At 50.6% G+C, this 10,588-nt stretch carries 14 protein-coding genes; all 14 read right to left on the bottom strand.

The genetic code is table 11. The features are described from left to right. Positions 1 to 85: 85 nt before the first annotated feature. The 14 genes from ABFD83_13885 to ABFD83_13820 all read right to left on the bottom strand — a co-directional run bounded on the left by ABFD83_13885 (position 86) and on the right by ABFD83_13820 (position 10,588). Complete coding sequence (locus tag ABFD83_13885; protein ID MEN6358160.1) at positions 86 to 307, bottom strand: hypothetical protein; 222 nt, start codon at positions 305 to 307, stop codon at positions 86 to 88. Between the two features lie 9 nt (positions 308 to 316). Continuing rightward, positions 317 to 736: a hypothetical protein gene (locus ABFD83_13880; protein ID MEN6358159.1), complete on the bottom strand. Its 420-nt coding sequence runs from the start codon at positions 734 to 736 to the stop codon at positions 317 to 319. A gap of 8 nt (positions 737 to 744) precedes the next feature. Further along, a complete protein-coding gene (locus ABFD83_13875; protein ID MEN6358158.1) occupies positions 745 to 1,470 on the bottom strand; it encodes a hypothetical protein in 726 nt (241 codons plus the stop codon). Continuing rightward, a complete protein-coding gene (locus ABFD83_13870) occupies positions 1,467 to 1,616 on the bottom strand; it encodes a hypothetical protein (GenBank protein MEN6358157.1) in 150 nt (49 codons plus the stop codon). Before ABFD83_13870 ends, ABFD83_13875 begins: the two co-directional genes overlap by 4 nt. 127 nt (positions 1,617 to 1,743) lie before the next feature. Beyond that, a complete protein-coding gene (locus ABFD83_13865; GenBank protein ID MEN6358156.1) occupies positions 1,744 to 2,235 on the bottom strand; it encodes a hypothetical protein in 492 nt (163 codons plus the stop codon). A gap of 14 nt (positions 2,236 to 2,249) precedes the next feature. Then, a complete protein-coding gene (locus tag ABFD83_13860; GenBank protein MEN6358155.1) occupies positions 2,250 to 3,275 on the bottom strand; it encodes a phage major capsid protein in 1,026 nt (341 codons plus the stop codon). A gap of 36 nt (positions 3,276 to 3,311) precedes the next feature. Beyond that, positions 3,312 to 4,151, bottom strand: a complete 840-nt coding sequence (locus tag ABFD83_13855; GenBank protein ID MEN6358154.1) for a hypothetical protein — start codon at positions 4,149 to 4,151, stop codon at positions 3,312 to 3,314. Between the two features lie 112 nt (positions 4,152 to 4,263). After that, entirely contained in the window at positions 4,264 to 6,381 is a 2,118-nt protein-coding gene (locus tag ABFD83_13850; protein ID MEN6358153.1) for a hypothetical protein, read from the bottom strand. Continuing rightward, a complete protein-coding gene (locus tag ABFD83_13845) occupies positions 6,381 to 6,635 on the bottom strand; it encodes a hypothetical protein (protein MEN6358152.1) in 255 nt (84 codons plus the stop codon). The genes ABFD83_13850 and ABFD83_13845 overlap by 1 nt, the downstream gene beginning before the upstream one ends. Positions 6,636 to 6,701: 66 nt before the next feature. After that, complete coding sequence (locus ABFD83_13840; GenBank protein MEN6358151.1) at positions 6,702 to 7,961, bottom strand: phage terminase large subunit; 1,260 nt, start codon at positions 7,959 to 7,961, stop codon at positions 6,702 to 6,704. 103 nt (positions 7,962 to 8,064) lie between these two features. Then, positions 8,065 to 8,526: a hypothetical protein gene (locus ABFD83_13835; protein ID MEN6358150.1), complete on the bottom strand. Its 462-nt coding sequence runs from the start codon at positions 8,524 to 8,526 to the stop codon at positions 8,065 to 8,067. Between the two features lie 628 nt (positions 8,527 to 9,154). Further along, positions 9,155 to 9,379, bottom strand: a complete 225-nt coding sequence (locus tag ABFD83_13830) for a hypothetical protein (GenBank protein ID MEN6358149.1) — start codon at positions 9,377 to 9,379, stop codon at positions 9,155 to 9,157. Between the two features lie 13 nt (positions 9,380 to 9,392). Further along, a complete protein-coding gene (locus ABFD83_13825) occupies positions 9,393 to 9,773 on the bottom strand; it encodes a VRR-NUC domain-containing protein (protein ID MEN6358148.1) in 381 nt (126 codons plus the stop codon). Then, a complete protein-coding gene (locus ABFD83_13820) occupies positions 9,770 to 10,588 on the bottom strand; it encodes an AAA family ATPase (protein ID MEN6358147.1) in 819 nt (272 codons plus the stop codon). Before ABFD83_13820 ends, ABFD83_13825 begins: the two co-directional genes overlap by 4 nt.

Genomic DNA, 10,588 nt, shown 5'->3' with positions numbered 1-10,588 from the left:
GCCTCACTCTTGTCTGTGAACAAGAGTGAGGGATCAACCTGCCCGCCCGAAAAATCTATGTTGGGGAAATGCATGACGCCAGCCTTTAGAGTATGCCCGCCTGTTTCCAAGCATCGAAGAACCGTTTGTAGCCCTTGGTAGTGCCATCGCCATTGTCGTCGGCGGCGCAGAGCTGAGCGTAACTGCCGTCTGTGGAGCCAAAGAATGACTCGAATGTAGCCACATCTACAGACTGGTACTCATCGAGCCTGATAACCCCATCGGATATCAACCCGGCATTCGTTAAATTAGCAATCAACTGTTCCATTGTGTCCTCCTATCCGATCAAAGCAAATCTTAGCCAGACACATGCAGATGAGCCGCCGCCATTTGTGACCTTTATTCGCATCCCCCAGCCTACATACCAGGGTGTGGTGCTGATAGTGCTCTTCCAGGTATCTGCATCGTTAAAGAGAGTAACCGTGGTTTCGGTGGCGTCATAATTGCCTGCGCCGTCGCCGCGTACCATTTTGCATGTCGTTGATGTGCCGTTTGAGGACTTTCCAAAAAACGCTGGCGTTTTAGCCCATCCAAGGTCACCGGATATATCGATAGTTACATATGCGCCAGCGGCAATCCAATTGCCATTGCCGCCATTGTCACCATCAATGATCAGACCATAGTCTTTCCATTTACTGGCAACACGCTGAGAGCCTTCACCATCGAGGATACGATTAAGATTTTCATTCAAACCCATAAGTTTATCTATCCTCCTGCCTGTGTTATTGTCTGTGCAGCAACAGGCATAGCGCGTTGCGTTCCTGCTTCACGTGCTACTTCCACGTCTGCACTGCCAGGCCCATGTATACGGTCACGAGCATCGGCAATGCCAGCTTGCCATATCGGGTATAATTGCGATGCACGAATAGCATTTGTGTTAGATGGGTCACGCACAGTGACCAGGATTGATGCATAGACTGCAAGCAGCGAATGGTCAAGTTCCTCAATATCCGGCTCAGTGTCCTCCGTGAATGAGGAAATGTCAGGCGTTTCGTAACCTTCTATATAGATATCACTAGCCGCACTTGGCTTTGGAAACAACCTGAAAGACTTATTGCTGTATTTGAGCCAATTAGTAGGTGTGCCATTTGCAGCAAAACGCCAGTTGGAATTGTAAGCATCCAACCGTGACTCTGTGACCGGATATATAGTCACTGAATTGAATGCAACATATATCAAATTGAAAATGCGGCCACCAGCACCACTCGTGCCGAAGTCGCTGTTTTTATAGATATCCGTGCCGACCACAGCAGCCTTGGTATAATTGACCTTGAAACACTCTGTCTCTTTCGCATATTGCTTATACGCGAGGTCGAGATAGTCGTAAATAGAGAACGAACCGAGCGGATCGGACGAAGTATCTTTGAGCCAAGTGCCACTGAGTTCATCTAGGTGCGAGCGCACAAGTTTGGCCAAGTCTTTCTTTGTCACTTCTTTGCCTCTGTCTTTCTGTGCTTGCTTTGCTTCAGCCCTTGACTCTCGATATTCTCAGGTGCAGCCTTGTCTTTATCACGCTCACCAGGATTGGCATAACCCGGTACAGCACGCAGGCTCTTAGGGATATAATCAGCAGCCACAGAACGCCCACGATCCGGGACAGGTTTAAAATTATCAGGAGCATACATAACAATCACCTTAATGCTGCCGGTAGTGGAAAGGAGAATGGAACCACTACCAGCAGCCCGACCGATCAATCAGAAGAAACTAAGTTGCGGCTATCTGAACCGGTTCACCAAAAAGATAAATCGCCTTGAGCGCAGCATTAGCAGTAGTGTAGGCTTCGCCCGATATAGCGGCACTGCCTACAGTTCTTGCAGCTCCGTCATAAGTAAACGAAGTCGCGCCATTCAGCAGTTCGAGCAGTTTGCCTGCCGCTGAAATATCAGCACTGCCTGTGACCAAGCCATAAGCATCGCCCGTGACCTGGAACGCATACCAGCCCGCAGTCGTAAGCGCATCGAGCGCCACAGCAGGCCTCTGTGGAACTGCAGAGGTTGTAATAGCAGCCACTTTCGGACCAATGTTATCCGATCCATCGACACCATAGCCGATCACGACCGGCTGACCCTTTGCAATAGACGCGGGAGCAGAACCGTCCCAATACGCAACAATGTATTCCTCACCCTTGCGCCCGGTTATGACCTGTCCTGCGTCATCGGCAGTATAATCGTAACTAACACGTCTAATAGACTCCAATATCATTCACCCCCTTAGCTCGTCGGAGCAGTCTTGTTAGCGATCTTGACCTGCTTGTTCGGCATGGTGCAGGTCATCTGGCCTTCCCAAATCTGAAGGATTCGATCCGCGTCTACGTTCTCCATCTCGTGACGGCCCTTAGTTATAAACTTCTTCGCACACAAGCTGTCAGGTCTGAGCTTGATATACTTGGTGTTCAGAATGTAGGTCGACTCACCGGCCAGAGAGGCATACTCGGAGTGAATATCGGAGTTAGATGGCCCAGGGCAGTGACCATCCCAGACCACGACGGTATTCTTATACATCAGGTTCCTGAAACCAGCCTCAGCAAGTTTCGGGTCTTCGTAACGCTCATTCTTCAGGAGCAAAGCGTTATACCAGTTGAATATTGCGCCGGTGCAAAGAATCAAGTCCGGCTGATCCTGCGGATCACCCTTGCAGGCTTTCAAATACGCATTGTCCCAACTCTCCGTCTTGCCGTCGAGTGTCCACGCCTCTGTAGTATCGAAAACATTGGCGCGCCAATAAGCGTTCTCGGGCTTGCTGCGGTCAATACCGGGAACCTGCTGTTCAGGATTTGGTAACGGATAGATATTGGAGTCCGAGCAGATTGCATCAAGGCCCTGCATCATCAGCGGATCAGTGCCATTACTATAGCAAGCGCAACCAACCTTATACTTCATTGTTCGAGTGAAGTTGTTGATCAGGCTCTGAGAATAATCGACTATGCGACTCTCGCCCCTGTTCCGGCGCTCATCATATCCATAAATAGGCAAACCACCATCGAGCGTAGCCCACGGCCACGCAACCTGCCTGAACGGGTCCTGCTCAGTAAGTGGTATCTGAGACTTAGGATTTCTCCAGTCAACGGAGTCATTCATAGAGATTTCAACATCCTCAACTATGTTGATACCTCCATCGACCGCAGAAACGCGATCATGCTCCATAAGCCAGAGATAGAGCACAACACTGCTCCAAATCTGACCATACAATTTGCGACCATACTTGTTGAGAGTGGTCGCTAAAACAGACTTCAACATAGACGTATACCTCACTTAACTGCTGTGGGTATTGCTCTACCGCTTTCTACCTTTGACCTCACGTATGCTGGACACTATCGCATCATGCAAGGATGCAGGTTCTTCCTCCGCACCCTTAGTACCACGACCGGGAGACGCACTGTGTGCGCTGCCTCCGAGACGTTCTTTGCGCTGTCGTGTGCGATTGCCGGAAGCAGCGTTGAGCTTAGCGTCAACAATCCGATCATAGAAGATATCACGGAATGCGATTCTGGTCGCCTGATCAATACTCATCTTTCCGAATGCAGCCGTGCTGTTCAAAAGCTTCTGCTTGTCGGACTGGTCCAGTTCGATTCCTGCTTCCTTAGCGAGTTTGGCCGTCACATTCTCGAACTGAGATAGAGCACGATCAACCTGCACCTGCTGCTGCATCTGCTCAATGGCTTCGACTCTTTGCTTCAGATCACTATTCTCTCTCAAAAGCTTAGTGTTTGCCTGTCGCAGCAAGTCCTCGCCATCGCCAAGAGGCTCCATACCTTCCAACTGAGAAAGGATATCATCCTCCCGATCTTGCTTCTGTTCCTGTGGCTTTTGCCCGGTCAACTTAGTTACGGCATCGAGCAATTTCCCGTGAGATTCCCTAAGCTGCTTGTTATCGTCAAGCAGTTCCTTAAATCGCGGATACGGAATCTCTTTAGGTGTGCGATTAGAGGCTAAATCGTCCTGGTTGTTGTTAACGCCCGTTTGGTCACCCTCGGCGGCAGAGTCTGCCAGGTCTTCTTCCTCTTCCTCATCCTCATCGGACGGCGGCTCCGAATCATAATCCTCACCAGTGTAGTCTTCTTCGTCATCTACATCCTCGGGATCGTCATTTAACGCCCGTTCATCTTCGTCCATTTGTCCCTCCAGACAAAAAGTTGAGGTGTCAGGGAGTCACTTGGACTCCCATACGCAGCCGCGTTTACGGCTATCTTGACACCCAATGCAAGCACACTCTAACAAGACTTTATTACTGCTCATGAGAAGTTGGCAATACCCCTGAAGAAAGATTTTGCAATTCTTCAGGCGGTATCTTGGCGATAATACCAGCAAGAGTCTTGAGGGTTTCATTTCGTTGAGCTTCTTGACGCAGCATAGCCTCATCAGCCTGCTGCTGCTGCTGATTCTGAACAGCCGCAGCTTGTATTTGCACCTGCTGTTGCGCCTGCGCTTGTTTGGCAAGCTGTATCTGCTGCAACTGCTCAGGGGTTGGGTCGGGAGTTATCCACGCGGTTATATCTCGCTCGTCAAATGCCTTGAGCAGCGACCTGAGAGCTGTTTTGAGGTTAACGATGGGCTGGCCGGTATCAGGATCAGCCATCTGTGCATAGCCTGCGATAATCTGCAGCAACTTCATTCTAAGCTGTTGCTCGTAGGTCTTATTCTTCGGCCCCTCGCTGTCTGCGTTGATCTTGACCGAGTATGTGGAGTTATCCGGCATTGGAAGCAAGACGGACTCAGGATCACGACCACGCAGGTCGGCATTGTTGACCTGCCCCCATACGCGTTGACCATCAGGCGCATTGTATTTGAATGCCCGAGTCCGGTCACCGAATGTCATATACAAAGACAGAAGACACCGTGCTATATCCTCTCTGTATTCGCGATATCGCTCAGCATCACCACTCGCCCGCGCGCCACCTGCCTGCTGCATAGCATCCACTTCACGAGCCAACATATCTTTCTGCGGAATGATATTCTCTTCAAATGGAGATACGCCCAACTGCCTGCCTATCTCAACAGGAATATCCTCCAGATTCTTGTAGATGTCTACAGATATTTGAGTATGTGGAAACGGCACAATCTGGTTGATAAGGCCGGGGTCGACGGGAATCATAGCGCCATCGACACCCTGTTCCAATTTCTTGATATCCGGAGTTTCCAGCGTGCCCTTAGGATACATATACTGCCGTGGACTCTTGCGCCTTATCTCATTGCAGGTATTCCAGCTCTCGTCATATGCAAGCTGAAGGTCGGCCACCTGGTCTATAGGTGAATCGGGGTAGAAACAGTCATTATCTGTAACCAGGCCGGATGGGTAAACGCGGAATGGATACGGGTTGTCACCGAAGATAGGACGCTCATCATCATCGGCGTAAGGATTGAGCTCACAGAACAGAGGCAGTTCGTGCTCATTGCACATAATTACGTGTATGAACTCGTCTATACCATCACCGTTGTAGTCAAAGAACATATAGCAGTCATAGAGCCGCACAAGGGCTGCATCATCACGTACGACTGTTGTAATCGACTCAGCGCTGTATGTTTCTTCGTCATCATCACGGATGCTGTAAACTGTCCCTTTCAAGTCCTTGGTGTGCTGCAGGCGCTTGTTTGCCTTGAGACGCCCGACATACTCATACCGAATACGTATAGCATATCTCGCGTCGTGTAAATCCCAGCAGGTGCAGTTAGGATCAACCAGAAGTTGGCGTGGGCTGAAACGCTCCACGAAAGGATCATCCTTGAGCGGATTCCCCCATATCTCCTGATCCTCTTGTAGCTGCTGTTGTCTTGCCGCCTGCTCTGCCTGCGCCTCAGTCTCATACTCGCGCACAGGCGGCGGTAGCATTTCCTTGGTATCAGGATCGATAACCAGCGGCACTGCATCAGGTGATAGAGTGGCTTCGCCGCGCTCGCCGGTAAGCTGCTCACCATCACGCTCCCACGCCCAGCCGACTTCCACCACTCCAAAGCCGTATATCTCACTATCCCAGGACGCACGATCACATGGCACATCTATGCTCTGGATTTCCCAGGTGTTCTGTAGCAGAGCGGTAGCCGAATCCTCAACTGACTCAAGCTGTTCTGAGCGCGCCTCAATGAAGAAAGAGGTGTCACCCATCGTAAGCACATCGTGCTTGGCGCGCAACTTAGGAAGTATCTGATTACTTGACCTGCGCGGGGTTCCGGCCTTGTTTGTGCGATGCGCCCAGTAGCGGCCTCTCAGAATCGCCATCCATCGAGCCGGGTCATCGCGGAAGTCGCTGCCCGAGTCAGAGTTAGCCCACACAGTATCCCGGTAGTCTTTCGCCGCTGCGATACGAGCTTTAATTACAGAGCACTGTTCCTCGCTCAGCTTCAGCATTACACCCACCTCGATGCTACCGGCTGAGCGCCGCGCTCTTCCCACGTTCTTTTCTGAATATCATCAGTAGGTGTAACCGGAGCGTGCTCACTACCGGCACGCATGTTGATAGGCACGTAGATATTACGCGTCGGGGTGAATACTCGCTTGAGCACACGCCCGCACTCGCACTGCTGAGAATCCCGCAGCGCAGCGGGGACATTCCTGCGCTCGAACGTCTTTTTGCACTTGCTGCAATAATAGACAAATGTCATTACTCCTCCTGCTGAGTGTGCTTGCAGGAGAATTGCCGATTCCGTTTACGAATCACGTAAATGGAATTAATAGCCTCTCATCTCTTCCAGTATCGCCGAAGCAGACAGCGGATCGACTTTCTCTATAACTCTTCTATCCGGCCTCGGCCTGGACTGCACGCCGTAACGGGTAGCTTCCGCCGCGTGGTCTTCACCATCTCCGTCCATGTCTTCGACCTTGTGCTCATCGTAAATCTGAGCAGGAACAGTGCGCCACCACTCGGGACAGGTGTCCACACAGACATGCAGTTTCGCTCGCTTTCGCTCCAGGTCATTGGGATCACCTAACCACTCACGCATATTGCGCCACCCCTCGATTCGGTTGTTATCTGCAGCTACAACCGGGACGCCATTTTGCGCTAAAACCTCAGAACCGACTACACCCGTGCCCTTGGACTTTGCAAAAATATCAGGACTGACCACGGTGTAGCGTATCTCCTCATCGGTCATTTCCTTGATCTTTTCAGCGAGATCGGAATACTTATAGCCGGAGCCATACAGCTCTTTATAAAGCCACAAATCGCCATCGAAGTCCACACGCACCCAGTAGACAGCCGAAGGTGCAGACTCACCATAGTCCATACACCTGAACGTCCAGCCTGCGGGAAGATCTTCGATATGAAACCCGTGTATATCGCGTCTAAGCTCGTGGAAATACTGGCCTGCGAAAATATCCCAGTCGCCATCGAGCCACGCCCGGCGCAGGTTTTCATCTGCTATGCCTTCCAGGTTTGCGACATACTCCGGGTCATTCTTCATTAGAGCCGGATTGTCATAGACCTTGGCAGGAACAAACACATATTGTTCAGGCTTCTCACGCTTGCTGAAATTGCGGTCTATCCACAGGCGCTTGACCCACATATGACCTATGCCGCCGGGGTTGCCGGACATCAGCATCATTGTCTTGACACCGACTTTGACAGACCTCAGTGAAGCACGCAGGCAGTTGAACCAGAACTCCTGCCACTGGGTAAGCTCGTCTATAGCTATGAAATCATATTCATTACCTTGGTATCGAAGAACATCTGAATCAGTCTTACAATATCCCAGAATAAGCCGTGAGCCGTTGAACAGGTAAAGCGTATGTTCCTGGTTGTTATAGCGATACGCCCACTTGGGCAGCTTCGCAAGCAGCGGGAATATATGGTTTTGCTTCAGTTCTTCGTATGTGCGGCGGACGATAAGGCCGACAGTGCCGGGGAACATAAGCAGAAGCATTAACATGCAGTAGCGAATAGCCCAGCTCTTGCCGCCGCCACGAGCGCCACCATAAAATGGAAACCGCACACCTGATAAAACGTGGTTGATGAATCGGGACTGTCGTTCGTTTGGTTTCCCTAAGTTATCAAGAATACACTGGTTTTTCTTGCGGTCGCTGAGGCGAAGACCTCTACTGCTCGCTGATAGCCAGGAGTTCTTCGAACCTTGCTTGGACTTTTTCGCATAGCCCTGTAGATACCTCCGCACCATACTCATCGTCTAAGACCTCACGCACTGCCTGCCCGTGCTTATTGATCAGTGATTCAGCAGCTTCAACAGTCACCTGCTCTGACACCTGCTGCACGGGCCTGCCGCATACCCTGTCCATCAGGTAAATGATTGCCTTGAGGTTAGGGAGTGTCTTATACACCTTGTGGAATTGCGGATGCTCGTAATAGACACCGTTAGCCAGCTCCAGACCCAGGGAGATAAGGTCAGGAATGTGCGGATCGATAAGACCTTGCGCCTGAGACGCATAATGCTCTGAAGCAGCTTGTTTGGCGTGCTCTTTAGGCTGCCCACGTCCGGTACGGCCAATATCCGGCTGTCTTTTCTTGCGTCCTGCGCCTGGACGCGCTCCACCACGCGGCACTTTGAAAACCTCAATGCGTTTGAATTATTGAGCTGTTTGAAAAACGCAAAGTTTTTCAAAGAAATCAATTGATCAAACGCAGGGTAGAACACGCGGGCAGAAGTTGGCAAGAGGGGAATGATACAGGAGAGCTAGTGGAGAACGCTGATAGCGGGTGAAGTATCAGAAAACTCGCCTGATAACTCCACCGACTGACTGTAACCCCATCACTGTAAACTGACGACCCATATCTGAGAACTCCCAGATACCACACGGCATCATATGATTCACTCTCAGCAATTACAGCCTAGCTGAAGATGTCTTCAGACACTGCAATCTGAGACGTATGTGAAGATACAGTCTCCGAGACTGCAGCGAGTACTTTTTTTGCCTTATGATTTTGTCAGCCTTTCAATGACCTGTTAGACACATATCACTGTGCAGGCGCAACCAGTGAACATCAGGCGAAGACTACTTAATGATGAATTTAATCAGCACAAGCAGGAGTATAAAAATCAGATGATTTGAAATATGTATTCTAATCGTCATCGTTTCACACCGCCTTTCACCTGTATTCCCGCTATCAACTATAGTATTATATCACTAGATGTGCGAATCCGATCAAACTGCCAAGTAACAATGTGCAACGTCAGTTGCGCCCCACGATAAGCCTGCCGGTCGGCCCAAGGTTATACTCTCGCCCCTGCAAATCAGTCACATACGGCAGAGTGCCCGGCTGTTTTGGCGGATGCAAAACCAGACCATCACTAACCTGCCTATCAACGATTATCTGCTCACGAACGCGCAGCGCATCGAGTAGCGTGCCCCGTATCTCCCGCCTTTGACGTTCTACCGCCCTGCTGTATGTTGTCATCCCCGTTTCCCTCCTACAAACAAACTCTTTGAATCTCGGCCCAATCCTCTTGTCTCTCGGCATACCATACATAGACCTCGACCTTGCCGGTATACACTAAGTCGAGTAACCAGAAATACTGCTCGGGTGTGAGGTTGCGCTTTTTTGTCTTTAGCTCAGCCACCACTATGCGATCACTTCGCACGAAGAAACAGTCAGGGAAACCACGTTCAGACCTGCGTGAGTCGTGAGTATGATAAGTTCGCCACCCGCAATTGCGAAAGAGATTGCTCACATTCGCTTGAAACACAGTTTCCCGTTTCTCGTCTACAGCCGGAGTGAACCTATCCGGCAGCCTGCCAGTCCGCAGGAATTCACGATACTGGTCTACAGTCCAATGAACACTACCATTCATGCCGCCGCTCTATTTCTGCGATTCGGCCCGAAAACCGTGATTTCATCTACAGACCCTTCGAGCCAGCTTGCTATCGACTCGCCGAACAGAGATTCGTAATCGTAGCGCTTACCGTCCTGCCCAACCGGCCCGTGACGCAGCGGTATCATGCTCGAACAAAACAGCTTCGGATGTCCTTCGTCACAGATTTGCTTGAGCACGCGAGTCATAGCGTTGACTATTCCCTCGCTCTTGACGTGCAGGATTTTATGCAGATCACCGAGCAGGAGAATGTTACAGTTGCGCATACACATCTCCAGGTCAGTAACATCGTTGTCACCATCGCCATACCACTCCTGTTTGAAGAGTTTTTCGAGGTTTAGCGAATAGAAATATCGCACGTCATAGACTGCTGTCTTTTCGAGCACATCACGAACGATGCAGTGCAGGAAGAAGTCCTTGCCGACCCCAGGCCGACCTACGAACATCAAGCCGCGCTGGATATCAGGAAATTGCTCAGACCTGCTATGAGCTTCGCGCAGCGCAGTCGTCTGCGAGTCTTTTTCCTCTGCAGTCCCGGCGCGTCTGAATGTTTCCCACGTATCTTCCCACTGATCACCCCTGAGACCGCAATTGTCGTGAGCACGCTGTCTGTATTGCTCAAGCATATGTTCTGACTGCTTGAGTTTAGTGCGATCCTCTTCAGCCTGCCGCGCCTCATCACTCCGGTTCAGAACAGCTTCTATTCTTGGCTTTAGATGCTCAGGCACGTGCCGCAGCATCCAATCGTTAAACTCTTCCTGTGTAAAATTAGCAGAGTGTGTTATAACTTCCAT

This window comes from Armatimonadota bacterium (assembly GCA_039679645.1).
Taxonomy (GTDB): Bacteria; Armatimonadota; UBA5829; order UBA5829; family UBA5829; genus UBA5829.
Note: the sequence above shows the minus strand (reverse complement) of the source record. Positions and strands in the feature narration are given on the sequence as shown.

Coding starts and splice junctions, on each gene's coding strand:
- ABFD83_13885 (MEN6358160.1), bottom strand. CDS start 307: ATGGAACAGTTGATTGCTAATTTAACGAATGCCGGGTTGATATCCGAT.
- ABFD83_13880 (MEN6358159.1), bottom strand. CDS start 736: ATGGGTTTGAATGAAAATCTTAATCGTATCCTCGATGGTGAAGGCTCT.
- ABFD83_13860 (MEN6358155.1), bottom strand. CDS start 3,275: ATGTTGAAGTCTGTTTTAGCGACCACTCTCAACAAGTATGGTCGCAAA.
- ABFD83_13855 (MEN6358154.1), bottom strand. CDS start 4,151: ATGGACGAAGATGAACGGGCGTTAAATGACGATCCCGAGGATGTAGAT.
- ABFD83_13850 (MEN6358153.1), bottom strand. CDS start 6,381: ATGCTGAAGCTGAGCGAGGAACAGTGCTCTGTAATTAAAGCTCGTATC.
- ABFD83_13845 (MEN6358152.1), bottom strand. CDS start 6,635: ATGACATTTGTCTATTATTGCAGCAAGTGCAAAAAGACGTTCGAGCGC.
- ABFD83_13830 (MEN6358149.1), bottom strand. CDS start 9,379: ATGACAACATACAGCAGGGCGGTAGAACGTCAAAGGCGGGAGATACGG.
- ABFD83_13825 (MEN6358148.1), bottom strand. CDS start 9,773: ATGAATGGTAGTGTTCATTGGACTGTAGACCAGTATCGTGAATTCCTG.
- ABFD83_13820 (MEN6358147.1), bottom strand. CDS start 10,588: ATGGAAGTTATAACACACTCTGCTAATTTTACACAGGAAGAGTTTAAC.